Source organism: Streptomyces sp. NPDC048171 (genome assembly GCF_043202655.1).
Lineage (GTDB): Bacteria > Actinomycetota > Actinomycetes > Streptomycetales > Streptomycetaceae > Streptomyces.
The window spans coordinates 655,009-680,737 of record NZ_JBIDAU010000003.1; the positions used below are offsets into that span (position 1 = coordinate 655,009).

The following is a 25,729-nucleotide window of genomic DNA, read 5'->3' on the forward strand; positions in this document are numbered from 1 at the left end:
CCGCCCCGGCCCGTCCACACGGCCCTCCGCCCGGCTCGGGCCGATTGTCAGTGGCGGGGTGCACGATGGATCCATGGTCAGCTCCGCGCACCAAGCCCTGGACGGCTTCTCCCCCGCGACCCGCGGTTGGTTCACGGGTGCCTTCTCCGCGCCCACCGCCGCACAGGCGGGCGCGTGGCAGGCGATCTCCGCGGGCTCGGACGTCCTGGTGGTCGCCCCCACCGGCTCCGGCAAGACGCTGGCCGCGTTCCTCGCCGCCCTTGACCAGCTCGCCTCGACGCCCCCGCCCGCCGACCCCAAGAAGCGCTGTCGCGTCCTGTACGTCTCCCCGCTCAAGGCGCTGGCCGTCGACGTCGAGCGCAATCTCCGCAGTCCGCTGACCGGCATCCGCCAGGAATCCGTCCGCCTCGGCCTGCCCGAGCCCGAGATCAAGGTCGGCATCCGCTCGGGCGACACCCCGGCCGCCGAGCGCCGCGCCCTGTCCACCCGGCCGCCGGACATTCTGATCACCACCCCGGAGTCCCTGTTCCTGATGCTGACGTCGGCCACGCGCGAGGCGCTGACCGGCATCGAGACGGTGATCCTGGACGAGGTGCACGCGGTCGCCGGGACCAAGCGCGGCGCACATCTGGCGCTCACTCTGGAGCGGCTGGACGAGCTGCTCCCGAAACCGGCCCGCCGCATCGGCCTGTCGGCGACGGTCCGCCCCGTGGACGAGGTCGCCCGGTTCCTCGCCCCGCGCGGCCGGGTGGAGATCGTCCAGCCGGACTCGGGCAAGGAGTTCGACCTGTCCGTCGTCGTCCCGGTCGAGGACCTGGGCGAGCTGGGCGGCTCCCCGGTCGCGGACAAGGACGAGGGCGCCGAGCGGCCGTCGATCTGGCCGCACGTCGAGGAACGGATCACCGACCTGGTCCAGTCGCACCGCTCCACGATCGTCTTCGCGAACTCCCGGCGCCTCGCCGAGCGCCTGTGCAACAGGCTCAACGAGATCGCGTACGAGCGTGCGACCGGCGAGCCCCTGGAGGAGCACCACTCCCCCGCCGACCTGATGGGCGGTTCGGGAGCCGCCCAGGGCGCCCCGCCCGTCATCGCCCGCGCCCATCACGGCTCGGTCTCCAAGGAGCAGCGCGCACTCGTCGAGGAGGACCTCAAGGCCGGCCGGCTGCCCGCCGTGGTGGCCACCTCCAGTCTGGAGCTGGGCATCGACATGGGCGCGGTCGACCTCGTCGTCCAGGTCGAGTCGCCGCCCTCCGTCGCCTCCGGACTCCAGCGCGTCGGCCGGGCGGGACACCAGGTGGGCGCGGTCTCCACCGGCGTGGTCTTCCCCAAGTACCGCGGCGACCTCGTGCAGTCGGCCGTGGTGACCGAGCGGATGCGCAGCGGCGAGATCGAGGCCCTCAGGATCCCGGCCAACCCGCTGGACGTCCTCGCCCAGCAGCTCGTGGCGATGACCGCCCTCGACACCTGGCAGGCCGACGACCTCCTCACCACCGTCCGCCGCGCCGCCCCGTTCGCCTCGCTCCCGGAGTCGGCCTTCACCGCCGTCCTGGACATGCTCGCGGGCCGCTATCCCTCCGACGCCTTCGCCGAGCTGCGCCCGCGCGTGGTGTGGGACCGGGTCACCGGCACGGTCACCGGCCGCCCGGGCGCGCAGCGCCTCGCCGTCACGTCCGGGGGCACGATCCCCGACCGCGGGCTCTTCGGGGTCTTCCTGGCGGGCGCCGACCCCAAGAAGGGCGGCGGCCGCGTCGGCGAGCTGGACGAGGAGATGGTCTACGAGTCCCGCGTGGGCGACGTCTTCACGCTCGGCACCAGCTCCTGGCGGATCGAGGACATCACACGCGACCGGGTCCTGGTATCGCCCGCCCCGGGCGTCCCGGGCAGGCTGCCGTTCTGGAAGGGCGACCAGCTGGGCCGCCCGCTGGAGCTGGGTCGCGCGCTGGGCGCCTTCCTGCGCGAGGTCGGCTCCCTCTCCAAGGAGGACGCGCGGCTGCGCCTGGTCACCGCCGGCCTGGACGCCTGGGCCGCGGACAACGTCCTCGCCTACCTCGACGAACAGCGCGAGGCCTGCGGTCACGTCCCCGACGACCGCACCATCGTCGTGGAGCGTTTCCGCGACGAGCTGGGCGACTGGCGCGTAGTGGTGCACTCCCCCTTCGGCGCCCAGGTGCACGCCCCCTGGGCCCTCGCCCTCGGCGCCCGCCTGACCGAGCGGTACGGCATGGACGCCCAGGTGATGCACGCCGACGACGGCATCGTGCTGCGCCTGCCGGACGCCGACCTGATGAGCCTGGACCTCCTCGACCAGGAGCCTTCGAAACCTGGTCTGGAGTACGACGCGGAGCAGGCGCCCGTGGGCGCGGCCGACGTCGTCTTCGACAAGGGCGAGGTCGACCGGGTCGTCACCGACCAGGTGGGCGGCTCGGCGCTGTTCGCCTCCCGCTTCCGCGAGTGCGCCGCCCGCGCGCTGCTGCTGCCGCGCCGCAGCCCCGGCAGGCGGACCCCGCTGTGGCAGCAGCGCCAGCGCGCCGCGCAACTGCTGGAGGTGGCGAGCGAGTACGGATCGTTCCCGATCGTCCTGGAAGCGGTCCGCGAGTGTCTCCAGGACGTCTTCGACGTGCCCGGCCTGGTCGAGCTGATGGGCGACCTGGAGGCCCGCAAGGTGCGCCTGGTCGAGGTCACCACGCCGGAGGCGTCCCCGTTCGCCCGGTCCCTGCTCTTCGGTTACGTCGCCCAGTTCCTGTACGAGGGCGACTCACCGCTCGCCGAGCGCCGGGCCGCGGCGCTCTCGCTGGACTCGCGGCTGCTGGCCGAGCTGCTCGGCCAGGCGGAGCTGCGGGAGCTGCTCGACGCGGAGGTGCTCACCGAGCTGGAGCGCGAGCTGCAGTGGCTGACCGAGGACCGGCGCGTCAAGGACGCGGAGGGCGTCGCGGATCTGCTGCGGCTGCTCGGTCCGCTCACCGACGCCGAGCTGTCCGAGCGGGGCGCCGAGCCGCAGTGGGCGCCGGAGCTGGCCGGGGCCCGCCGCGCGATCAGTGTGCGCATCGCGGGCGCCGACCACTGGGCGGCGATCGAGGACGCGGGCCGGCTGCGCGACGCGCTGGGCACGGCGCTGCCCGTCGGAGTGCCCGAGGCCTTCACCGAGCCGGTCAAAGACCCGCTGGGCGACCTCCTCGCGCGGCACGCGCGTACCCACGGCCCCTTCACGTCGGTCACCGCGGCGGCCCGCTTCGGACTGGGCGTGGCGGTCACCGAGGGCGCGCTGCAGCGGCTCGCCGGGGCGGGCCGGGTCGTGCAGGGCGAGTTCCATCCGGCCGGCATCGGCCAGGAGTGGTGCGACGCGACCGTGCTGCGCAGGCTGCGCCGTCGCTCCCTGGCCGCGCTCCGGCACGAGCTGGAGCCGGTGCCGCCGGCCGCGCTCGGACAGTTCCTGCCCCAGTGGCAGCACATCGGCAAGGGGCACACGCTGCGCGGCATCGACGGCCTGGTGCGCGCGGTCGAGCAGCTGCAAGGCGCCTCCGTACCCGCGTCCGCCCTGGAGAAGCTGGTCCTGCCCTCCCGCGTGGCGAACTACAACCCCGCGATGCTGGACGAGCTGACGGCCGCCGGTGAGGTGGTGTGGGCCGGCGCGGGTTCGCTCCCCGGCAAGGACGGCTGGGTCTCGCTGTACCTCGCGGACGCCGCGCCACTGCTGCTGCCGCCTGCGCATCCGCTGGAGACGACCGCCCTGCACGAGTCCGTGCTGAGCGCCCTCTCGGGCGGGTACGGCCTGTTCTTCCGCCAGATCGGCGACCAGGTCCGCGCGACCACCCACCCGGACGTCACCGATCCGCAGCTCGCCGACGCCCTGTGGGACCTGGCGTGGTCCGGACGGCTGACGAACGACACCCTCGCGCCGCTGCGCTCGCTGCTCGGCTCCGGTCGCACCGCGGGCTCCACCGCCCACCGCGCCAAGCGAGCGGTGCCCCGGGGCAGGTACGGCTCGCTGACCGCCGCCGCCCGCCCCGCCTCCCGCACCGGTCCGCCGACCGTCGCGGGCCGCTGGTCCCTGCTGCCGGCCCGCGAGGTGGACGGCACCGTGCGTGCCCACGCCCTGGCCCGCACGCTCCTCGACCGGCACGGTGTGGTGACCCGCGGCGCCGTCGCGGCGGAGGGCGTCGAGGGCGGCTTCTCGGCGGTGTACCGGATTCTGGCCGCCTTCGAGGAGAGCGGCCAGGCCCGGCGCGGCTACGTGGTGGAGGGGCTGGGCGCGGCGCAGTTCGCCATGGAGGGCGCCGTGGACCGGCTGCGCGCGGTGGCGAACGCCCGCGAGCGCGGCGACGGCTCACCCGGGCCGACGGCACCCACCCCGGCCGACGTCCCGCCCTTCGCCGACTTCCCCGACTTCCCCGACTTCGCCCCCTCCGGCGACCGCGGCTCCGACGGCCGGGGCGGGCCCGGTGCCCTCACCCCCGACGACGACGTCTTCGCGGACCCCGACCGGCTGGGCCGCTCGCCCTCCCGGGGCGACTACATCTCGCCCCGCGACTACGCCGAGCCGGGCGCCGGAGGCCCGCGCGGGGGCGGCGCGCAGGGCGGCTCCGGCGGCCCGCGCGGCCAGTACGGCACCGGCCCGAACGGAACAGGCCCGTACGGCAACGTCTCCTACGACACCGGCTTCCCCGGCCGTCGCGACCGTCCGGCCACCGGACCGCGGGCCGTCGTCCTGGCCGCCGCCGATCCGGCGAACGCGTACGGCGCCGCCCTCACCTGGCCCGAACCACCGGCCGGCGCCACGCACAAGCCCGGCCGCAAGGCGGGCTCCCTGGTTGTCCTCGTCGAGGGCGAACCGGCGCTCTACATGGAGCGCGGCGGCAAGACTCTCCTGCTCTGGCCCTCCGAGCCGGACGCGGAAGCCCCGCCCACCGACGACGCGCGTCTCCACGCGGCCGCGGAGGCGCTGGCCGGCGCCGCCCGCGCCGGTTCCCTGGGCACGGTCACGGTGGAGCGGGTCAACGGCGAGGCGGCCCTGACATCGCCCTTCGGCCCGCTCCTGGAGGAGGCGGGGTTCATCGCCACCCCGCGCGGTCTGCGGATCAGAGCGTGAGCCTGCCACCCTTGTCCCATGCCCGAAGGTGACACGGTCTGGCAGGCGGCGCGACGGCTGCACGACGCCCTCGCGGGCAAGGTGCTGACCCGCAGCGACTTCCGCGTGCCGCGGTACGCCCTGGTCGATCTCACCGGCCGTGCGGTCCTCGACGTCACCCCGCGCGGCAAACACCTGCTCACCCACGTCGAGGGCGGTCTGACGGTCCACTCGCACCTGCGGATGGACGGCGCCTGGAAGATCTTCGCGCCCGGTCAGCGCTGGAGCGGCGGCCCGGCGCACCAGATCCGCGTCGTCCTCGGCACCGCCGACCGCACGGCCGTCGGTTACCGCCTGCCGGTGCTGGACATCCTGCGCACCGCCGACGACCAGCGCGCCGTCGGCCATCTCGGCCCGGACCTGCTGGGCCCCGACTGGGACCCGGATCTGGCGATGGCCAACCTGAGCGCGGACCCTGCCCGCCCCCTCGGCGAGGCCCTGCTCGACCAGCGCAATCTCGCGGGCGTGGGCAATGTCTACAAGAGCGAGATCTGCTTCCTGCTGGGCGTCACGCCCTGGCTCCCGGTCGACGAGTTGCCCCCCGACCGGGCCGGGTACCTCCCCGCGCTGGCGCAGAAGCTCCTGGAGGCCAATCGCGACCGGCCGGTCCGCCGTACGACGGGTCTGCGCGGCCACGACCTCTTCGTGTACGGCCGCGCGCGGCGCCCCTGCCTGCGCTGCGGCACACCGGTCCGGGTGGCCGACCAGGGCGACGGCTCGAGCGAACGCCCCACGTACTGGTGTCCGGCCTGCCAGAGCGGACCCGCGCCGCGGCGGATCAGCCGGCGAGGAGAGAGTCCATCTGGCCGACCGCCTCCCGCAGCCCCTCCTCCATCCCCATGGTCATGAGCTGGTCCATCTGCTCGCGGGTGTCGAAGACCGCACGCATCTCCATACGGGTGCCGCCGTCGCGCTCGGTCAGCGTGACCCGGTTCGTGGTCGTCGGCATGGCGGCGTTCGGCACCCCCTCCGCGTCGGCGAACCCGTCGGTGAACTCAAGCGACGCGGGCGCGTCGACCGTGGCCACCCGCCACCAGCCGCGGTACTTGTCGCCCTCCGGGCCGGTCATGAAGTAGGTGACGTCCCCGCCCGGGGTCAGATCGTGCTCCTCGACCGTCGCCGGGTACGTCGGCGGGCCCCACCAGCGCTCCAGCTGCCGGGGATCGGCCCAGAGCTGCCACACCCGCGCCGCGGGGGCGGCGAAGTCGGCGACCAGGGTGAGGGACAGGTTGTCGAGATCCTTGTCCAGGCTGGTGACACTCATCGCCTCTGTGTCCTTCCGTCGGTTCGGGGTGACCCGCTCATGACCTGCTCACGCCCCGCCCGGCCCGGAGGCCCCGCCCGACCCGGACCCCTCGCCCGGCCCGGACGCCCCGGGACCACGCACCGCGGTACGCACCGCCCGCCGCCACCGCCCAGCCTCCAGCGCCCCCGCGGCCCGGCGTCGCGGCGCGCAGTGCACCGGCAGCACGCTCAGCCCCCAGCCGCCGACCGCGACCGCCCCCTCGAGCACTCCCGCACCGGGCTCCAGCGCCAGCCGCAGCACGGCCCACCACCACAGCCCGCCGAGGCTCAGCGCGGCCGCCCGGCGAGCAGCCCGCGCCGGCGCCATCGCGCGTCATCCGTTTTCGGCCTGGAACATCCAGTGCTGCTTCTCGAGATCGGCCGTGATCTGGATGAAGATGTCCTGGCTCACGGGATCCGGGTCGCCGGTCGACGTGATCCGCTCGCGCATCCGCCCGATCACCGCGCCGAGCGCGTCCACCATGGTCTGCACGGCGGTGGTGTCGTCGACCCAGCCCTCAGGGGTCACGTCGATGCCGCTGCCGACGGCCACGGTCGCGGCCCGCCCGTCCGGGGACACACCGAGCGCGGAGGCGCGCTCGGCCACGGTGTCCGAGTGGGTGCGCGCAGTGCCGACGAGCTCGTCGAGCTGGAGATGTACGGAGCGGAACCGGGGGCCGACCACGTTCCAGTGGATCTGCTTCGCCACCAGGGCCAGATCCACGAGGTCGACGAGGGCGCCCTGCAGCGCCTCGGAGACGATCTTCAGGTCCGCGTCGGACAACGGACTCTTCACGACGTACATCCATACCTCCGGCGGTTCGCCCCCCGCCCATCTCCCTCCACGATGACCGCACCGCATCGGACCGGCAACCGGCGGCCGGCCGCCCCCGGGCACGCGAAGACCCCGGCCGCACCCCTCCGGTTTCCCGGAGAGGCCCCGGCCGGGGTCTCACACGCACATGTTCCGCGGGTGCTCAGGCGGCGACGACGTCCACTGCCTCGGCGGGTGCCTTGATGGTCACCCGTTCCGGTGGCACGCCGGTCACCGAGACGGAACCCAGCATCGGGCGCACCGGTGCCGGCACGGTCTCGCTGGGCGTCGCAGCAGCGGACTGGGCCAGCTCCGCGAGGGCGAGTTCGTCACTCACTTCCCGCATGAGCTCGGACATCCGTACGTCCAGCGCGTCGCAGATGGCGGAGAGCAGCTCGGAAGAAGCCTCCTTCTGCCCCCGCTCCACCTCGGAGAGATAGCCGAGTGAGACTCGGGCGGACGAGGAGACTTCGCGCAGAGTACGGCCCTGGCGCTGGCGCTGCCGACGCAGCACGTCACCCAGCAGGCGACGGAGCAGAATCATCGGTGGCTCCCTCCTCGGACCGTGTAACCGCATCCTTCACGCCCCACCGTACCGCCTCGCGCCGCGGCCGTGCGGGGAGCGATGTCGTGTTCACTCAGGGCTGCAAACATCAAAACCCCCCGTTCCGTTCCGTATCCTGTGCCCGCTCATTCCCAGTCTGTTCGCCCGCAAGCTCCCCCAGAAGGAGTGCGAGTACGCTCCGTACACTCTCCATACGAATTTCCGCACGGTCGCCGTTCAACCGCAGCGCCTCCACTTTTCCGCCACCGGCGGAACCGTCAGCGGCTCCCGTAGGCCCGTCGACGGCTACGAAGACCGTCCCCACGGGCTGCCCGTCCTGGGCGTCCGGACCGGCGACGCCGGTCGTGGCGATGCCCCAGTCGGCGCCCAGAAATGTCCGGGCTCCCGCCGCCATCTGGGCTGCGACCTGCGCGTCCACCGCTCCGCGGGCCGCGAGCAGTGAGCCGTCGACGCCGAGGATCTCCCGCTTCAGCTCCGTCGCGTAGGCGGTGACGGATCCCCGGAACGCCTTGGACGCCCCGGGCACCGACGTAATCTCGGAGGCCACCATTCCGCCGGTCAGGGACTCGGCGACCGCGAGGATCTCTCCCCTCACGGTGAGTAGTCGCACCACGTCAGCGGCAGTGGAACTCAAGCTTCCGTCCCCTTCAACGCCGCCCGGCGCTCGGCGATTCCCCGGCGGCGCAGCACAATGGCCTGCTTCACATAGTCCAGCCCGGTCACCACGGTCAGGACGACCGCCGCGGCCATCACCCAGAACCTCAGGGTGGCCAGGGGCCCCGTCAGCGCAAGGACGTACATCCCCACGGCGATGCCCTGGGTGAGCGTCTTGAGCTTGCCGCCGCGGCTGGCCGGGATGACGCCGTACCGGATGACCACGAAACGCAGCACGGTGATCCCGAGTTCCCGGCCGAGGATCACGACCGTGACCCACCACGGCAGATCACCGAGCGCGGACAGACAGATCAGCGCCGCCCCCATGATCGCCTTGTCGGCGATCGGGTCGGCGATCTTCCCGAAGTCGGTGACGAGGTTGTACGTCCGGGCCAGATGACCGTCGAAGAGGTCGGTGATCATGGCGATGGCGAAGGCGGCCCAGGCGAAGGAGCGCCAGGCCGGGTCGTACCCGCCGTTGCCGAGCATCAGGGCGACGAAGGCCGGGACCAGCAGCAGCCGGAGCATCGTCAGGAGGTTGGCGACGTTCCAGACGCTCGCCTGGTTGACGGCCGCGGCCGTGATCTTGCCGCCCCGCAGCGCGGCACTGCCTTCGGTCGCTCCCCGCTCGGAGGTGCCTCCCGGGGCCGTCCGCCCGGCCGGTTCCTGGGTGGCTCCGGAGGGGGCGCGCGAGCCGGTCCCGCGCGTGCCGGAGGGGCCACCCGCCGCGGACGCCGGGACTCCGGTCATCTGCCGGCCTCCTCACTACATTCGGACGAGCCCGGCAGCGGTTCGGCCACCAGGTCGACACCCTCCGTACCGACCACCTTCGCGTCGACCATACGACCGACACTCAGGCCCTCGCCGCTCGTGAGCAGCACCTGGCCGTCCGTCTCGGGCGCCTGGTGCTCCGCGCGGCCACGGACACCGTCTCCGTCGTCGGCGGACTCCACGGCCTCGACGAGTACCCGCACCGTCGCGCCGACGCGCTCCTCGGCCCGCTGCGAGACGAGTTCCTCGGCCAGGCGGGATACACGTGCCAGCCGCTCGGCGACGACGTCCTCGTCCAGCTTGTGCTCGTACGTGGCCGCCTCGGTGCCCTCCTCGTCGGAGTAGCCGAAGACGCCGATGGCGTCGAGCCGCGCGTGGTTCAGGAAGCGTTCCAGCTCGGCGAGGTCGGAGGCGGACTCGCCGGGGAAGCCCACGATGAAGTTGGAGCGCACGCCCGCCTCGGGGGCCTTGCTCCGGATGGTGTCCAGCAGTTCCAGGAAGCGGTCGGTGTCGCCGAAGCGGCGCATCGAGCGCAGCACGTTCGGCGCGGAGTGCTGGAAGGAGAGGTCGAAGTAGGGCACGACCTTCGGGGTGGAGGTCAGTACGTCGATGAGGCCGGGGCGCATCTCGGCCGGCTGGAGGTAGCTGACGCGCACACGCTCGATGCCGTCGACGTCGGCGAGGTTGGGCAGCAGGGACTCCAGCAGACGGATGTCGCCGAGGTCCTTGCCGTAGGAGGTGTTGTTCTCGGAGACCAGCATGATCTCCTTGACGCCCTGCTCGGCCAGCCACCGCGTCTCGTTCAGCACGTCGCTCGGGCGGCGGGAGATGAAGGAGCCGCGGAAGGACGGGATGGCGCAGAAGGAGCAGCGCCGGTCGCAGCCGGAGGCGAGCTTCACCGAGGCCACCGGGGAGCCGTCCAGGCGCCGGCGCAGGGGCGCGCGGGGCCCGGAGGCGGGGGCGACGCCCTCGGGGAGATCGGTCGGGCCGTGCCCCGGCAGGGCGACGGCGGCACCGGCCTCCTGGCGCTCGGCCGGGCTGATCGGGAGCAGCTTGCGCCGGTCGCGCGGGGTGTGCGCGGCGTGGATGCCGCCGCCGAGGATGGTCTGGAGCCGGTCGGAGATGTCGGCGTAGTCGTCGAAGCCGAGCACGCCGTCGGCCTCGGGGAGGGCTTCGGCGAGGTCCTTGCCGTACCGCTCGGCCATGCAGCCCACCGCGACGACGGCCTGCGTTCTTCCGTGCCCCTTGAGGTCGTTGGCCTCCAGGAGGGCGTCGACGGAGTCCTTCTTGGCGGCCTCGACGAAGCCGCAGGTGTTCACGACGGCGACGTCCGCTTCCCCGGCGTCCTCGACGAGCTTCCAGCCGTCCGCCTCCAGACGGCCTGCGAGCTCCTCCGAGTCCACCTCGTTACGGGCGCAGCCAAGGGTGACGAGTGCGACGGTACGGCTTTCAGGCATGGGCTCAAGACTACTTCGTCCCGCCGACAGCCCATGTCGACGGGGTTGGCCGATCCCGGCCAACCCCGTAGCGACTCGTTCTCCGGGTCCCCTATCCGACCTGCGGGTCGCCCTTCGTGTAGGTCAGGCGCTCCACGGAGCCCGGCCGGAAGTCGTCCTCGATCTCCTTGCCGTTGACGTACAGCTGGATGACGCCGGCGTCGCCGAGGACAAGGTTGACCTTCTCGTTGTCCTGGAAGGTCTTCGAGTCGCCCTGTTCGAGGAGTCCGTCGAAGAGCAGCCGGCCGTTGTGGTCCTTCGCGGAGATCCAGCTGCGTCCGTCGACGGCGCTGACCTTGACGGTCACCTTGTCGCGGGGCGCGGCGGCGATAGCACTGTCGGAGGGTTCCGGCTTGGGATCGGCCGGCTTCTTCGGTTTGGCGCTCGCCGAGGCGGAGCCGCCGGTCGAGGGCTGGGCGCCCTCGGCGACGCTCGCCTCGTTGCCTCCGTCGTCGCCGCCCTTGACGAACGTGAACCCGACGAAGCCGATCACCGCGACGATCGCGGCGACCATGGCGGCGGTCCAGTTGGGTCCGCGGCGCTCCGGACGGATACGTTCCGCCTCGAAGAGGGGGGCGGCGGGGGTCGGCTCCGGCCGGCCGCCGTGCGCGGCGTCGAACTGCGCGAGCAGCTCGGCCGGGTCGAGCCCGACGGCCTTGGCCAGGGTGCGGATGTGACCGCGCGCGTAGACGTCGCCGCCGCAGGGCGCGAAGTCGTCCGCCTCGATGGCGTGCACGATGGCGATCCGGACGCGGGTGGCGGTGGTGATGTCGTCGACGGTCAACCCGGCGGCGATCCGCGCCTGCTGGAGGGCACGGCCGACGGAGGGGCGGGTTTCCTCGGAGACGTGTTCAGTAACGTCGGGGGAAACGTCTTCGATCGGACGCTCGTCTTCAGGGGAGTTGCCGTTGGACACGGGGGCGCCTTTCGAGCGTTTAGCCGCCTGTGCTGGACTTCAGTCTAGGGGGGTTGCGAACGGGTCGGGCAACCGGGCGGTACGACCTTTTACGCCATCCGAATGGCCCGGCATCCCGATGGTGGACTACCTGTTGTCACTTCCCTCAAGTTGACGTACGCCATGGGGAAACGGTTGCTCAATGATCCCTAACGGGTGAGTCACGATCGGCCACCCGGCCGTCCCGGCCCTCCGTCGGCGGAATCCTTGGCCCACGATTTCCTACCCTTCAGACTCCCCCCGGATCACGGCGAGCACTCCGTCCAGCTCATCAGGCTTCACAAGAACGTCACGAGCCTTTGAGCCTTCGCTCGGTCCGACGATGCTCCGCGACTCCATCAGGTCCATGAGCCGTCCCGCCTTGGCGAAGCCGACGCGCAGCTTGCGCTGGAGCATGGAGGTCGACCCGAACTGGGTGGAGACGACCAGCTCGGCCGCCTGGCACAGCAGGTCGAGGTCGTCGCCGATGTCCTCGTCGATCTCCTTCTTCTGCTTGGTCCCGACGGTGACGTCGTCCCGGAAGACGGGCGCCATCTGGTCCTTGCAGTGCTGGACGACGGCCGCGACCTCCTCCTCGGTCACGAACGCGCCCTGCATACGGGTCGGCTTGTTCGCGCCCATCGGCAGGAAGAGGCCGTCGCCCTTGCCGATCAGCTTCTCGGCGCCGGGCTGGTCGAGGATGACCCGCGAGTCGGCGAGCGAGGAGGTGGCGAAGGCGAGCCGGGACGGCACGTTGGCCTTGATCAGGCCGGTGACGACGTCCACGGAGGGCCGCTGGGTGGCGAGCACCAGGTGGATGCCGGCCGCCCGCGCGAGCTGAGTGATCCGGACGATCGCGTCCTCGACGTCGCGCGGCGCCACCATCATCAGGTCGGCCAGCTCGTCCACGATCACCAGCAGGTACGGATAGGGCTGGAGTTCGCGCTCGCTGCCCTCGGGCGGCTTGGCCCTGCCCTCGCGCACCGCGCGGTTGAAGTCGTCGATGTGCCGGTAGCCGTAGGCGGCGAGGTCGTCGTAGCGCAGGTCCATCTCGCGCACGACCCACTGGAGGGCCTCGGCGGCGCGCTTCGGGTTGGTGATGATCGGCGTGATCAGGTGCGGGATGCCCTCGTACGCGGTCAGCTCGACGCGCTTGGGGTCGACCAGGATCATGCGCACGTCCTCCGGCGTCGCACGCATCATGATCGAGGTGATCAGGCAGTTGATGCAGGACGACTTGCCGGAGCCGGTGGCGCCCGCGACGAGCATGTGCGGCATCTTCGCGAGCGAGTGCATGACGTAGCCGCCCTCCACGTCCTTGCCGAAGGCGACCAGCATCGGGTCGTCGTCCTCGGCGGACTCGGCCAGGCGCAGGACGTCGCCGAGGTTGACCATCTCCCGGTCGGTGTTGGGGATCTCGATGCCGACCGCGGACTTGCCGGGGATCGGGCTGATGATCCGCACGTCGGGGCTGGCGACGGCGTACGCGATGTTCTTGGTCAGCGCGGTGATCCGCTCGACCTTGACGGCGGGGCCCAGCTCGACCTCGTAGCGGGTCACCGTCGGCCCGCGGGTGAAGCCGGTGACCCGGGCGTCGACCTTGAACTCGGTGAAGACGGTGGTCAGCGAGTCCACTATGGCGTCGTTGGCGGCGCTGCGGGCCTTGCCGGGGCCCCCGCGCGTGAGGGAGTCCAGGGACGGCAGGGAGTACGTGATGTCGCCGGAGAGCTGGAGCTGCTCGGCGCGCGGCGGCAGGTCGCGCTCCTGCGGCAACGGCGTCTTGGTGAGGTCGGGGACGGCGCCCGGTGTCGCCGACTCGGCGGGGTCCTTCTTGAGCTTGCCCGGCTGTGGGCGCGCGGCCGGCACGGGCGTCGGAGTCGGCGTCGTCGACTCGCGATCCCCGGGGCTGACGCCCTGGGTGAGGTCGGCGACCAGCGGCGACGGCGGCATCCCGTGCAGGACGGCGCCGTCCAGCGCGGCGGCGGCCGCCGCGGCGACGTCCACGGCGTCCATCGGCCGGTTCATCTCGGGCTGCGGCACGGCGGACCGGCGGGGCCTGCCGCGGCGCCTGCTCAGCGCCTCCTGCTCGGCCGCGTCCGCGTCGTACGGCTCGACGGGCGCTCCCCCGCGCCTGCGGGTCCGCTCGGGCAGCGCCTCGCGCCACTGGTCGTCGTAGCGCTCGTCGTCGTCGGTGTACGCGTCCGCGTCGGGGTCGTCGACCACGCCGAGCCGCACGCCGAGCTGGCGCAGCCGCTGCGGGATGGCGTTCACCGGTGTGGCGGTGACGACCAGCAGTCCGAAGACGGTGAGCAGCGCGAGCAGCGGCACGGCCAGGACGTCCGTCATCGTGTACGACAGCGGGGTGGCCGCGCCCCAGCCGATGAGGCCACCGGCGTCCCTTATGGCCTGCATGCCCTCGCCGCGGGCCGGTGAGCCGCACGCGATGTGCACCTGGCCGAGCACGCCGACGACGAGCGCGGACAGGCCGATCACGATCCGCCCGTTGGCCTCGGGCTTCTCGGGGTGCCGGATCAGGCGCACGGCGATGGCGCCGAGCAGGATCGGCACGAGCAGGTCCAGCCGGCCGAAGGCGCCGGTCACCAGGATCTCGACGAGGTCGCCGACGGGACCCTTGAGGTCGGCCCAGGTGCCCGCGGCGACGATCAGGGCGACGGCGAGCAGCAGCAGCGCGGAACCGTCCTTGCGGTGGGCGGGGTCGAGGTTCTTGGCGCCCTGCCCTATGCCGCGGAAGACGGCGCCGACCCCGTGCGCCAGGCCGAGCCAGAGCGCGCGCACCAAGCGGTAGACACCGCTGGTGGGGCTCGGGGCCGGTTTGGGCGCGGGCTTCTTCGCGACGGCCTTCTTGGCGGGCGCCTTCTTCGGGGGTGCCTTCTTGGCAGCGGCCTTCTTGACCGGCCCCTTCGCGGGAGCGGCCGCCTTCTTCGCGGGCTGCTTCTTGGCTGCGGAGGGACGTGAGGCCATAGGTGTGAGGTTACCGGGGGAGGCGGCGGTCGACACGTGCGCCTACCGCTTCACCCGTTCGTGTCGTCCGGAGCAGTTTGCGGAACTGACGCCTCCGCTACAGCTCCTGACAAGTCCTCACAGACCGGACCACGGGACTCGCGAGCTGCCCGGCGGCGGACCCGCAGCGGGTCCACGGCGGGCGTCAGTTGACGGCGGGCTGACCGCCGGACGTGCCCGGCTCCAGGGCGTCCAGGGCCCTGCGCAGTCCGGTGAGCTTGCGTTCCAGATGCGCCGCGGTGGCCACCGCCGCCGCGTCCGTGGACTCGTCGCCCAACTGCTTGGAGAGCGCCTCTGCCTGCTCCTCCACGGCCGCCAGCCGGGCCGACAGCTCGGCGAGCAGCCCCGCCGGCTCCTTGGCCTCGCCGGCCGCGGCCTTGTCGCCGCCCTCCAACTGGAGCCGCAGCAGGGCCGCCTGCTCACGCAGCTGGCAGTTCTTCATGTACAGCTCGACGAAGACCGAGACCTTCGCGCGCAGCACCCACGGGTCGAACGGCTTCGAGATGTAGTCCACGGCACCCGCCGCGTAGCCGCGGAAGGTGTGGTGCGGACCGTGGTTGATCGCGGTGAGGAAGATGATCGGGATGTCCCGGGTCCGCTCCCGTCGCTTGATGTGCGCGGCGGTCTCGAAACCGTCCATGCCCGGCATCTGGACGTCCAGCAGAATGACCGCGAAGTCGTCCGTGAGCAGTGCTTTGAGCGCTTCCTCCCCGGACGATGCCCGCACCAGCGTCTGATCGAGCGCCGAGAGGATCGCCTCCAGCGCCAGCAGATTCTCCGGCCGGTCATCGACCAGGAGGATCTTGGCCTTCTGCACCATGGCCCGCCCTCCTCGCCCCGGCGTGGGGCCTCCCCTGTCCGCAGGACTTGGCGCGGCACCGGCGGGTGCCACCCCGGGGGACGACTCCCTTGCGTCGCCCGTCCTTGTGCCGGTCATCGTAGCCGCACCCCGCCTGTCGCCACACCCTGTCACCGTGATGTCACTGTGCACGTAGCAGAAACGCAGCGGGAGACCAGAAGGTTCCCCGAATCCCGTACTTCTACACGGCTCCGGGCACGCTGAGTCAGCGACTCGGCGCGGGTCCCGGAGGTTCCCGCCGTTCACGCACACCCCACGTTCGCACACTGTCCGGACGCGGCGCACGGAAGGTGCCCCTCCGTACCACCGGCACGGTGCCCGAACGTACTACTCCTCGCGCATCCACTGCTGCATCACCGTCAACAGGTGATCGGGGTCGACCGGCTTCGTCACATAGTCGGAGGCGCCCGACTCGATCGCCTTCTCCCGGTCGCCCTTCATCGCCTTGGCGGTCAGCGCGATGATCGGCAGCCCGGCGAACTGCGGCATCCGACGGATCGCCGTGGTCGTCGCGTACCCGTCCATCTCGGGCATCATGATGTCCATCAGGACCACGGCCACGTCCTCGTGCTGTTCCAGCACCTCGATGCCCTCGCGCCCGTTCTCCGCGTACAGCACGGACAGCCCGTGCTGCTCCAGGACGCTGGTCAGCGCGAACACGTTGCGGATGTCGTCGTCGACGATCAGCACCTTCTGCCCGCCGAACCGGATCCCGCGGCTGGACTGCGTCGTCTCCTGCTCGGGGCCCGGCTGCCGCTCCCGCACGGCGGGCAGTTCCTCGGTCTCGGCCGAGCGGCGACGGTGCCGGAACAGCGCCCCGGCACCGTTCTGCGAGTCCTGGTACGACCGCACCTCGGCCGGCGTCTCGGCCTCCGTCTCCGGCAGCTCGTCCGTCGCCCCGGAGCCCGCCGGCAGCTCGCCTCCCCCGGCGGGCGGCAGGGGCTGCGGGTAGCCGTGCGAGGGCAGCTCGCTCGGGCGCAGCGGCAGGTAGAGCGTGAACGTCGAGCCACGGCCCGTCTCGCTCTGCGCGTGGATCTCGCCGCCCAGCAACTGCGCGATCTCCCGCGAGATGGACAGCCCGAGGCCCGTGCCGCCGTACTTGCGGCTGGTGGTGCCGTCGGCCTGCTTGAACGCCTCGAAGATCACCCGCATCTTGCCGGCCGCGATCCCGATCCCGGTGTCGCTCACGGAGAACGCGATCAGCTCGGCGTCCGGGTCGGTCATCGAACCCGCCTCCAGCAACTGCTCCCGGATGCCGTGCGGAACGTCGTCCCGGGCCGGCCTGATGACCAGCTCGACCGCCCCCGAGTCGGTGAACTTCACCGCGTTGGACAGCAGGTTGCGCAGCACCTGGAGCAGCCGCTGCTCGTCGGTGTGCAGCGTGGCGGGCAGCTCGGGCGACACCCGCACCGACAGGTCCAGGCCCTTCTCCGCGGTCAGCGGCCGGAACGTGGCCTCCACGTAGTCGACGAGCTGGACGAGCGCGATGCGCGTCGGGGAGACGTCCATCTTGCCCGCCTCGACCTTCGACAGGTCGAGGATGTCGTTGATGAGCTGGAGCAGGTCGGAGCCGGCCCCGTGGATCGTCTCGGCGAACTCGACCTGCTTGGGCGACAGGTTCGCGTCGGCGTTGTCGGCGAGCAGCTTGGCCAGGATCAGCAGCGAGTTGAGCGGCGTACGCAGCTCGTGCGACATGTTGGCGAGGAACTCGCTCTTGTAGCGCATCGAGACCGCCAGTTGCTCGGCGCGCTCCTCCAGGACCTGCCGCGCCTCCTCGATCTCGGTGTTCTTCACCTCGATGTCTCGGTTCTGCTGCGCCAGCAGCTCGGCCTTCTCCTCCAGTTCGGCGTTGGACGACTGGAGCGCCTTCTGCCGCTGCTCCAGCTCCTCGGACCGCTCCCGCAGTTGCTCGGTCAGCTCCTGCGACTGGCTCAGCAGCACCTCCGTCTTGGTGTTGACGGAGATCGTGTTGACGCTGGTCGCGATCATCTCGGCGATCTGGTTGAGGAAGTCCTTCTGGATCTGCGTGAACGGCGTGAAGGACGCCAGCTCGATCACGCCGAGCACCTGCCCCTCGAACAGCACCGGCAGGACGATCACCTGGGCGGGCGGGGCCTCCCCGAGCCCGGAGGAGATCTTCAGATAGCCGCTCGGCGCGTTCTCCACGAGGATCGTGCGCTTCTCCTCGGCGGCCGTGCCGACCAGCGCCTCCCCCGGCCGGAAGGACGTGGGCATCGACCCCATCGAGTAGCCGTACGACCCCAGCATGCGCAGCTCGTACTGGTCCTCCTGGGCGCCCGCCTGATCCTGGCCGTCGACCACCAGGGGCATCGCGAGGAAGAACGCCCCGTGCTGCGCGGAGACCACCGGGGTCAGCTCGCTCATGATCAGCGAGGCGACGTCCTGGAGGTCCCGGCGGCCCTGCATCAGTCCCGAGATACGGGCCAGGTTGCCCTTGAGCCAGTCCTGCTCCTTGTTGGCGATCGTGGTGTCGCGGAGGTTGGCGATCATCTTGTTGATGTAGTCCTGAAGCTCGGAAATCTCGCCGGATGCGTCCACGTCGATCTTCAGGTTCAGGTCGCCGCGCGTCACCGCGGTCGCCACGCGCGCGATGGCGCGCACCTGCCGGGTCAGGTTCCCGGCCATCTCGTTCACGGACTCCGTCAGGTCCCGCCAGGTGCCGTCGACGTCCCGCACGCGCGCCTGACCGCCCAGCTGCCCCTCCGTGCCCACCTCGCGGGCCACGCGGGTGACCTCCTCGGCGAAGGACGACAGCTGGTCGACCATCGTGTTGATGGTCGTCTTCAGCTCCAGGATCTCGCCGCGCGCGTCGATGTCGATCTTCTTGGTCAGGTCGCCCTTGGCGATGGCGGTGGTGACCATCGCGATGTTGCGCACCTGACCGGTCAGGTTGGACGCCATCTGGTTCACCGACTCGGTGAGGTCCTTCCACGTACCCGACACGCCCGGCACGTGCGCCTGCCCGCCGAGGATGCCGTCCGTGCCCACCTCACGGGCCACCTTGGTGACCTGCTCGGCGAACGAACTCAGCGTCTTCACCATGGTGTTGAACGTCTCGGCCAGCTGGTGGACCTCACCGCGCGCCTCGATCGTCACCGTCCGCGTCAGGTCGCCGTTGGCGACGGCGGCGGCCACCTGGGAGATGTTCCGCACCTGGACGGTGAGGTTCTTCGCCATCAGGTTGACGTTGTCGCTGAGGTCCTTCCAGATGCCCACGACGCCGGGCACGTGCGCCTGGCCGCCGAGGATGCCCTCCGTGCCCACCTCGCGGGCCACGCGCGTGACCTGCTCCGCGAAGGACGACAACTGGTCGACCATCGTGTTGACGGTGGTGACGAGTTCGAGGATCTCGCCCTTGGCGTCGACGGTGATCTTCTTCGACAGGTCGCCCTTGGCCACGGCAGTGGTGACCTCGGCGATGTTGCGGACCTGCATGGTCAGGTTGTTGGCCATGCCGTTCACCGACTGGGTGAGGTCCTTCCAGGTGCCGGAGACACCCTGCACCTCCGCCTGGCCGCCGAGGATGCCCTCGGTACCCACCTCGCGCGCGACGCGCGTGACCTCCTGGGCGAACGACGACAGCTGGTCCACCATCGTGTTCAGCGTGTTCTTCAGCTCCAGGATCTCCCCGCGCGCGTCCACGGTGATCTTCTGGGACAGGTCACCGCGCGCCACCGCCGTGGCGACCTGCGCGATGTTGCGGACCTGCGCGGTGAGGTTGCCGGCCATGCCGTTCACCGAGTCGGTCAGGTCCCGCCACACACCGGCGACCCCGGGCACCTGCGCCTGACCGCCGAGGCGGCCCTCCGTACCCACCTCACGGGCCACGCGCGTGACCTGCTCCGCGAAGGACGACAGCTGGTCGACCATGGTGTTGATGGTGTTCTTCAGCTCCAGGATCTCCCCGCGCGCGTCCACGGTGATCTTCTGGGACAGGTCACCGCGCGCCACCGCCGTCGTCACCTGGGCGATGTTGCGCACCTGGGAGGTCAGGTTCCCCGCCATCGAGTTGACGGAGTCCGTCAGCTCCTTCCAGGTCCCCGACACGCCGTCGACCCGGGCCTGACCGCCGAGGCGGCCCTCCGTGCCCACGTCCCGGGCCATCCGGGTCACCTGGTCGGCGAAGCTGGAAAGCTGGTCGACCATGGTGTTGACGGTGTTCTTCAACTGGAGCATCTCGCCGGAGACGTCCACGGTGACCTTCTGCGACAGGTCGCCGTTGGCCACCGCCGTCGTCACCTGGGCGATGTTGCGCACCTGGCCGGTGAGGTTGCGGAACGCGGTGTTGACGGAGTCCGTCAGGTCCTTCCACGTCCCCGCCGCACCCGGCACCTGCGCCTGACCGCCCAGCTCGCCCTCGACCCCGACCTCGCGGGCCACCCGGGTCACCTCGGCACCGAAGCTGGAGAGCTGGTCCACCATCGTGTTGACGGTGTTCTTCAGCTCCAGCATCTCGCCGGCCACGTCCACCGTGACCTTCTGCGACAGGTCACCACTGGCCACCGCCGTCGTCACCGCGGCGATGTCGCGCACCTGGGTGGTCAGGTTCCGGAAGACGGTGTTGACGGAATCCGTCAGGTCCTTCCAGATCCCGGCCGCACCCGGCACGTTCGCCTGGCCGCCCAGCTGGCCCTCGCCACCGGTCTCGTTGGCCACACGCGTGACCTCGTCCGCGAAGATCCGCAGCGTCTCGGTCATCTGGTTGATCGTCTCGGCGAGCTGCGCGACCTCGCCCCGGGCCGGCACCGTCACCTTCTTCGACAGGTCGCCGTTGGCCACCGCCGTCGTCACGTGCGAGATCTCACGCACCTGGGCCGTCAGGTTCCCGGCCATGGTGTTGACGGAGTCGGTCAGCTCCTTCCACACCCCGGCCACGCCCGGCACCTGCGCCTGCCCGCCCAGGGCACCCTCGGTGCCCACTTCACGGGCCACCCGCGTCACCTCGGAGGAGAACGCCGAGAGCTGGTCCACCATCGTGTTGACGGTGTTCTTCAGCTCCAGCATCTCGCCGGCCACGTGCACCGTGACCTTGCGCGACAGGTCGCCCTTGGCCACCGCCGTCGTCACCAGCGCGATGTCCCGCACCTGGGCGGTGAGCCGGTACGCCATGGTGTTGACGGAGTCCGTGAGATCCTTCCACGAACCGGACATACCACGCACCCGGGCCTGTCCGCCCAGCTTGCCCTCGGTACCGACCTCGCTGGCCACCCGCGTGACCTCGTCGGTGAAGGTCGACAACTGGTCGACCAGGTTGTTCACGGTCCGCCCGACCTTGAGGAACTCACCGCGCAGCGGCTGCCCGGCCCCTTCCTCCACCTGCGTCCGCAGCTCCATGCGCGGCGACAGATCACCGTCCGCCACCGCCGACAGCACCCGGCTGACCTCGGAGACGGGCCGCACGAGATCATCGACCAGCGCGTTCGAGTTGTCGATCGCGGTCGCCCAGGCACCGTCGCAGGCCCCGGTCTCCAGCCGCTCGGTGAGTTTCCCCTCACGTCCGACCACACGCCGCACCCGCGCCAGCTCACCCGTGAGGTGCAGATTGCGGTCGGCCACCTCGTTGAAGACCGCCGCGATCTCGGACATCACGCCGTCGCCGGACACCGTCAGCCGTTTGCGGAAGTTTCCCTCACGCATGGAGACGAGGGCCGCGAGCAGACGATTCAGCGCGGCCGTGTCCACCGTCGTACTGCCGCCCCGCGATTTGCCCTTGTTACTCAGGGACTGTCCGCCTTTCGCGCGCGTCTTCGTGGCCCGCGTCGCTGCGCCAGACTCCACTGTGTCCCTCCCGCAGGGGTCGACCGATACTGCTGTGCCCGGCCGCCCATGCTCGGCGGACCGGTTACTGCCGCGTACTTCCCATGATGCCGAGCGATCCGGCCCGGCTCACCGGACCCGCTCCAGAGGCTGCTGCCCATCCCGCTCGGCGCGCATTCACCTGCCCGGACCTCAGAAGAAGCCTGCCCAGTGTTTCACCCCGGCCGAACCAGGCCATAACAGTTCGGCAGCTTCGCACATCGTCCGCACACCCTCTGGGCGGAAACACTGCAGACCGGCATCCGCACGGGCGGCGAAGGTAAGTAACCTTGCATGCGGCTGTCCAGCCAAGCCGGTGCGTCCGGTCTGGGCGGTGGCACGGAGACGAAGCGGGCATCGGAGGGGCGGCCGGAATGACCACCGGACTGATCCCGGGGGAGCAGCCCCCGGATCCCGGGCCGACGGGTGGACTGCCGCAGCAGCGGCACGACCGGGCCGGCCATGAGGCCGTGCACGGGGAGAGAGGGTCGAGGAGTTCTGTGATCACCGCGCGCGCGGCCGCCAGCTTCGAGCCCGTCGGACGGTCCGTGGCGAGTGCCCGGTCCTTCGTCCGCGACACACTGCAGGGCTGGGGCCATGCCGACATCGTCGACGACGCCGTGGTGCTGACCAGCGAACTGGTGACCAATGCGGTGGTGCATGCCGGCACCACCGCGGACGTCGAGTGCATGCGCAGCGACGACGGTGTACGGATCGAGGTCGCCGACCACTATCCGGAGCGCGAGGTCCCGCTCCAGGGCTCCCCCGCCAACATGGGCAGCCCCGACCGCGAGGGCGGCCGCGGCCTCCAGCTGTGCGCGGCCCTGGCCGACCGCTGGGGCGTCGAGTACACGCCCACCCACAAGAACGTCTGGTTCCACCTCCACCTGCCCGAGCGCCCGGTCGGCACCCGCGCCGCCGGCCCCTCACTCCCCGCCGACCTGCTGCCGCTCGCCGACGGCCGGGTCCGCGTCGCCGTCGTCCAGATCGACCGCACCGGCTCCGTCACGTCCTGGAACGAGGACGCCGAGGAGCTCTTCGGCTACCCCGCCGAGCAGGTCACCGGCAAGCCCCTCACCGACTTCGCCGCCTGGCCGCACACCCCGGGCACCAGCACCGGCATCGCCGAGGCGCTCCAGCTCTCCCGCTGGGAGGGCAGCTACGGCATCAGGGGCGCCAACGGCCGGGTCACCCCCGTGTACGCCTCCCACCTGCGCGTCCGCGACGCCGGCGGCGAACCGTCCACGGTCTGCCTCCTCGTCCGGGACCACGAACGCGCGGTCCTGCAGACCCCGATGCGCGTACCGGCCGCCGACTCCTCGTCCTCCGAGGGCCAGAGCACCGACCCCTTCGAGGTGTTCATCGGCTCCCCCGCCCCGGACGACCTCGACGGCCTCCTCCAGCGCACGGTCGAACGCGCCCGCGACATGCTCGACGCCGACGCCGCCTTCCTGCTGCTGGCGACCGACGACGAGACGGAGCTGGAGGTCCGCGCCTCCACCGGCCTGCCCTCGGCCCGCCAGCGCTTCGCCCGCGTCCCCGTGGAGGCCGGCCCCGGCCGCTACGGCTCCGCGCGCATGCCCGCCGTCCACGACGACCTCGCGGCCGTCCCCGGAGCCGTCCCGCTGCTGAACGGCACCGGCATGCGCTCGGTCGTCACGGTCCCCCTCAAGGTCGAGGGCCGCCTCACCGGCTCCCTCGGAGTCGCCGCAGAGGCCGCCGGCCGGTACTCCAACGAGGAGGCGCTGCGCCTCCAGTTCGCCGCCGACCGCATCGCGCTGGCCGTCGAGTCGGCGCGCCTGGGCGAGCTGGAACGGCTGCGCAGGGGCTCGCTCAGCTTCCTCGTCGAGGCCTCCGACCTCCTCGCCGGCACCCTGGACAGGGACCAGACGCTGGCGCTGATGGCCCAGATGACGGTCCCCACCCTCGCCACCTGGTGCGCCGTCTACACCATCGCCGACCAGGCCTCCGACCCGTATCTCTCCTACGTCCTGCACGAGGACGAGGAACTCATCGACGGCATCAAGTCCCTGCTCTCGAAGATCGCGCCGCCCGACCCGGTCCCCACCCCGGGCGCCCGCGTCTGGACGACCCCCGCCGACATGGCCCACCAGGCCGCGCTGCGCACGTCCATGCGCGACCTCGGCCTGAGCGGCGGCCCGACACACCAGTTGAGCACCGGCATCGGCCCGACCCTCGCCACCGCCTCCGCGGTGGGCGGCGAGACCGTGGTCCTGCCGCTCGTCGCCCGCAACCGCGTCATCGGCATGCTCACCCTGGGCAAGCCCACCGACGACCACTTCCGCCAGGAGATCCTGGAACTCGCCGAGGACCTGTCCCGCCGTGCCGCCCTGGCCCTGGACAACGCGCGCCTGTACTCGGAGCGCACGGCCATCAGCCAGTCCCTCCAGCGCAGCCTCCTGCCCCCCGAGCTGCCCCTCATCGACGGCGTCGAGGTCGAGGTCATCTACCGAGCGGCCGGCGAGGGCAACGAGGTCGGCGGAGACTTCTACGACCTCTTCCCGATCAGCGACGGCGCCTACGGCTTCGCCATCGGCGACGTCTGCGGTACGGGCCCGAACGCGGCCGCCGTCACGGGCCTGGCCCGGCACGCCCTGCGCCTGCTCGCCCGCGAGGGCCTCAGCGGCCCGGCGGTCCTGGAGCGCCTCAACTCGGCCATCCTCGACGAGGGCGCCCGCAGCCGCTTCCTCACGCTGCTGTACGGGGAGATGCGCCCGCAGGACGACGGCAGCGCGGAGTTGAAGGTGGTCTGTGCCGGCCACCCGCTCCCGCTCCGGCTGCGCCAGGACGGCTCGGTCGAACCCGCCGCCGAGCCCCAGCCGCTCCTCGGCGTGATCGAGGACCTGGAACTCTACGAGCAGACGGTCACCCTCGACCCGGGCGACGTCCTGCTCTGTGTCACGGACGGCGTCACCGAACGCCGCGAGGGAACCCGCATGCTGGGCGACGACGGCCTCGCCGACGTCCTCACGTCGTGCACGGGCCTGACGGCGGGTGCGGTGGCCGCGCGCATCATGCGCGCGGTGGAGCGCTTCGCCTCTGACGCCCCGTCCGACGACATGGCGATCCTCGCGATGCGCGTCCCGGAGCCCCACGCCGACTGACACGGACCGATCAGGGCATGCGAAAGGCCCCGCCCAATTGGGCGGGGCCTTTGCAGTGGAGCCCCCAAACGGAATCGAACCGTTGACCTTCTCCTTACCATGGAGACGCTCTGCCGACTGAGCTATGGGGGCCTGTCGCCATCGGGTTTCCCCGCGGCAACGGAATAGATCATACCCCGAACAAGCCGGTGCTCCCAACCACGGACTTCATCCGAAGGCGGGTTGCAGAAGCCCGCCCAGGGCGTTGCACGCGGACACGATCCGCTGCATGTCCCGCCTGGTCAACGATGCCTCGACCGGCAGCGCGAGGGTCTCGTCGACGGCCCGCTCGGTCTCGGGCAACGACACGCAACGCCGGAATCCCGGCAACCGGTGCACGGGGGTCTTCACCGGCACCCTGCAGTCGACTCCCCGTCCCCGTACGGCACGAGCGAACGCGTCCCGGTCCGGCCGTCCGTTGCCCGGCACCCGCACGACGTACTGCTGATAGGTGTGCCCGTCGCCCCAGTCGGGGGTCCGCACCCCCCTCAGCTTCCCGTCGAGGTAGGCCGCCCGCTCCCTGCGCCGCGCTATCTCGTCGTACGGCGCCTCGGACTCGCCCTGCTCCAGCACGAGCAGCCCGTGGCGCTGCCCGATGCCGTGCAGCGGACCCATGTCCGCCGGATGTCCGAACCGGTGCACTGCGACGATGGCCGCGGTCCGCGACGTCAACGACGCCTCCACCGCGGCGGCGTCGAGGCAGTACGTCCCCGGATCTATGTCGGCGAACACCGGCAGCGCGCCGGCGAGGGCCACGGCCTCGGCGACTTCCACGTTCCCGAAGGCAGGTACGACGACCTCGTCGCCGACTCCTACGCCGGCGGCCCTGAGCATTGCTGAGGTACCCATACGAACGATCGTCGTAGCGCAACGTGAACTTCAAGTGACGGAAAACAAAAAAGGGTTGGACCCAGAACCGAAGTTCTGGGTCCAACCCTTTCAATGATTGTTCGGCGGCGTCCTACTCTCCCACAGGGTCCCCCCTGCAGTACCATCGGCGCTGTAAGGCTTAGCTTCCGGGTTCGGAATGTAACCGGGCGTTTCCCCTACGCTATGACCACCGAAACACTATGAAACAGACAACCAACCCGGTGACCAACACAGGTCTGATTGTTCGTGGTTTCAGAACCAACACAGTGGACGCGAGCAACTGAGGACAAGCCCTCGGCCTATTAGTACCGGTCACCTCCACACCTTGCGGTGCTTCCAGATCCGGCCTATCAAC

Annotated in this window: 15 protein-coding genes, 1 tRNA gene and 1 rRNA gene; 3 read left to right on the forward strand and 14 right to left on the reverse strand. The window is 71.2% G+C overall.

Features of this window, described 5'->3' with window-relative positions; all coding sequences use genetic code 11:
• The first annotated feature begins 73 nt into the window (after window positions 1-73).
• Together ACGF3J_RS11640 and ACGF3J_RS11645 are read left to right on the forward strand one after the other, a co-directional pair.
• On the forward strand, window positions 74-5,086 hold the full coding sequence (locus ACGF3J_RS11640) for an ATP-dependent helicase (RefSeq protein ID WP_393854023.1): 5,013 nt from the start codon (window positions 74-76) through the stop codon (window positions 5,084-5,086).
• An 18-nt stretch (window positions 5,087-5,104) separates the two neighbouring features.
• Window positions 5,105-5,974, forward strand: coding sequence for an Fpg/Nei family DNA glycosylase (locus tag ACGF3J_RS11645; RefSeq protein ID WP_393854024.1), 870 nt, complete (start codon window positions 5,105-5,107; stop codon window positions 5,972-5,974).
• Here the strand turns inward: ACGF3J_RS11645 and ACGF3J_RS11650 are convergent.
• The 11 genes from ACGF3J_RS11650 to ACGF3J_RS11700 form a co-directional block, all read right to left on the reverse strand.
• Entirely contained in the window at window positions 5,904-6,389 is a 486-nt protein-coding gene (locus tag ACGF3J_RS11650; protein ID WP_161327366.1) for an SRPBCC domain-containing protein, read from the reverse strand. The two genes, ACGF3J_RS11645 and ACGF3J_RS11650, sit on opposite strands and share 71 nt — an antisense overlap.
• Window positions 6,390-6,437: 48 nt before the next feature.
• Complete coding sequence (locus tag ACGF3J_RS11655; RefSeq protein ID WP_393854025.1) at window positions 6,438-6,737, reverse strand: hypothetical protein; 300 nt, start codon at window positions 6,735-6,737, stop codon at window positions 6,438-6,440.
• A 6-nt stretch (window positions 6,738-6,743) separates the two neighbouring features.
• Window positions 6,744-7,214 carry a Dps family protein gene (locus ACGF3J_RS11660; RefSeq protein WP_161327364.1) on the reverse strand — a complete coding sequence of 157 codons (471 nt, stop codon included), beginning with the start codon at window positions 7,212-7,214 and terminating at the stop codon, window positions 6,744-6,746.
• A 172-nt stretch (window positions 7,215-7,386) separates the two neighbouring features.
• Window positions 7,387-7,767: a helix-turn-helix domain-containing protein gene (locus ACGF3J_RS11665; protein WP_007387871.1), complete on the reverse strand. Its 381-nt coding sequence runs from the start codon at window positions 7,765-7,767 to the stop codon at window positions 7,387-7,389.
• A 109-nt stretch (window positions 7,768-7,876) separates the two neighbouring features.
• On the reverse strand, window positions 7,877-8,422 hold the full coding sequence (locus ACGF3J_RS11670; protein WP_393854026.1) for a CinA family protein: 546 nt from the start codon (window positions 8,420-8,422) through the stop codon (window positions 7,877-7,879).
• The gene (gene pgsA / locus ACGF3J_RS11675; protein ID WP_393854027.1) at window positions 8,419-9,192 is read right to left on the reverse strand and encodes a CDP-diacylglycerol--glycerol-3-phosphate 3-phosphatidyltransferase; all 774 of its coding nucleotides are present in this window, start codon (window positions 9,190-9,192) and stop codon (window positions 8,419-8,421) included. The genes ACGF3J_RS11670 and pgsA overlap by 4 nt, the downstream gene beginning before the upstream one ends.
• A complete protein-coding gene (gene rimO / locus ACGF3J_RS11680; protein WP_393854028.1) occupies window positions 9,189-10,670 on the reverse strand; it encodes a 30S ribosomal protein S12 methylthiotransferase RimO in 1,482 nt (493 codons plus the stop codon). The genes pgsA and rimO overlap by 4 nt, the downstream gene beginning before the upstream one ends.
• Window positions 10,671-10,761: 91 nt before the next feature.
• Window positions 10,762-11,625, reverse strand: a complete 864-nt coding sequence (locus tag ACGF3J_RS11685) for a helix-turn-helix domain-containing protein (protein WP_393854029.1) — start codon at window positions 11,623-11,625, stop codon at window positions 10,762-10,764.
• Between the two features lie 261 nt (window positions 11,626-11,886).
• Window positions 11,887-14,625 carry a DNA translocase FtsK gene (locus ACGF3J_RS11690; RefSeq protein WP_393854030.1) on the reverse strand — a complete coding sequence of 913 codons (2,739 nt, stop codon included), beginning with the start codon at window positions 14,623-14,625 and terminating at the stop codon, window positions 11,887-11,889.
• 184 nt (window positions 14,626-14,809) lie between these two features.
• Window positions 14,810-15,484, reverse strand: coding sequence for a two-component system response regulator (locus ACGF3J_RS11695; protein WP_114529589.1), 675 nt, complete (start codon window positions 15,482-15,484; stop codon window positions 14,810-14,812).
• 366 nt (window positions 15,485-15,850) lie between these two features.
• Window positions 15,851-21,322: a HAMP domain-containing protein gene (locus ACGF3J_RS11700; protein WP_161331344.1), complete on the reverse strand. Its 5,472-nt coding sequence runs from the start codon at window positions 21,320-21,322 to the stop codon at window positions 15,851-15,853.
• Window positions 21,323-21,714: 392 nt separating this feature from the next.
• Between ACGF3J_RS11700 and ACGF3J_RS11705 the strand changes: the two genes are divergently transcribed.
• Complete coding sequence (locus ACGF3J_RS11705) at window positions 21,715-24,465, forward strand: SpoIIE family protein phosphatase (protein ID WP_161331343.1); 2,751 nt, start codon at window positions 21,715-21,717, stop codon at window positions 24,463-24,465.
• Between the two features lie 56 nt (window positions 24,466-24,521).
• Here the strand turns inward: ACGF3J_RS11705 and ACGF3J_RS11710 are convergent.
• The 3 genes from ACGF3J_RS11710 to rrf all read right to left on the reverse strand — a co-directional run bounded on the left by ACGF3J_RS11710 (window position 24,522) and on the right by rrf (window position 25,569).
• A tRNA-Thr gene (locus ACGF3J_RS11710) sits at window positions 24,522-24,597 on the reverse strand.
• A 75-nt stretch (window positions 24,598-24,672) separates the two neighbouring features.
• Window positions 24,673-25,338 (reverse strand): DegT/DnrJ/EryC1/StrS family aminotransferase, encoded by a 666-nt coding sequence (locus tag ACGF3J_RS11715; protein ID WP_376359556.1) that lies wholly within the window; start codon window positions 25,336-25,338, stop codon window positions 24,673-24,675.
• 114 nt (window positions 25,339-25,452) lie between these two features.
• Window positions 25,453-25,569 (reverse strand): 5S ribosomal RNA (rrf, locus tag ACGF3J_RS11720).
• Between the last annotated feature and the right edge of the window lie 160 nt (window positions 25,570-25,729).

What these genes read in the sequence shown, in the direction of transcription:
- ACGF3J_RS11640 (WP_393854023.1), top strand. Translation starts at nt 74, where the DNA reads ATGGTCAGCTCCGCGCACCAAGCCCTGGACGGCTTCTCCCCCGCGACC.
- ACGF3J_RS11645 (WP_393854024.1), top strand. Translation starts at nt 5,105, where the DNA reads ATGCCCGAAGGTGACACGGTCTGGCAGGCGGCGCGACGGCTGCACGAC.
- ACGF3J_RS11650 (WP_161327366.1), bottom strand. Translation starts at nt 6,389, where the DNA reads ATGAGTGTCACCAGCCTGGACAAGGATCTCGACAACCTGTCCCTCACC.
- ACGF3J_RS11655 (WP_393854025.1), bottom strand. Translation starts at nt 6,737, where the DNA reads ATGGCGCCGGCGCGGGCTGCTCGCCGGGCGGCCGCGCTGAGCCTCGGC.
- ACGF3J_RS11660 (WP_161327364.1), bottom strand. Translation starts at nt 7,214, where the DNA reads ATGTACGTCGTGAAGAGTCCGTTGTCCGACGCGGACCTGAAGATCGTC.
- ACGF3J_RS11665 (WP_007387871.1), bottom strand. Translation starts at nt 7,767, where the DNA reads ATGATTCTGCTCCGTCGCCTGCTGGGTGACGTGCTGCGTCGGCAGCGC.
- pgsA (WP_393854027.1), bottom strand. Translation starts at nt 9,192, where the DNA reads ATGACCGGAGTCCCGGCGTCCGCGGCGGGTGGCCCCTCCGGCACGCGC.
- rimO (WP_393854028.1), bottom strand. Translation starts at nt 10,670, where the DNA reads ATGCCTGAAAGCCGTACCGTCGCACTCGTCACCCTTGGCTGCGCCCGT.
- ACGF3J_RS11690 (WP_393854030.1), bottom strand. Translation starts at nt 14,625, where the DNA reads ATGGCCTCACGTCCCTCCGCAGCCAAGAAGCAGCCCGCGAAGAAGGCG.
- ACGF3J_RS11695 (WP_114529589.1), bottom strand. Translation starts at nt 15,484, where the DNA reads ATGGTGCAGAAGGCCAAGATCCTCCTGGTCGATGACCGGCCGGAGAAT.
- ACGF3J_RS11705 (WP_161331343.1), top strand. Translation starts at nt 21,715, where the DNA reads ATGACCACCGGACTGATCCCGGGGGAGCAGCCCCCGGATCCCGGGCCG.
- ACGF3J_RS11715 (WP_376359556.1), bottom strand. Translation starts at nt 25,338, where the DNA reads ATGCTCAGGGCCGCCGGCGTAGGAGTCGGCGACGAGGTCGTCGTACCT.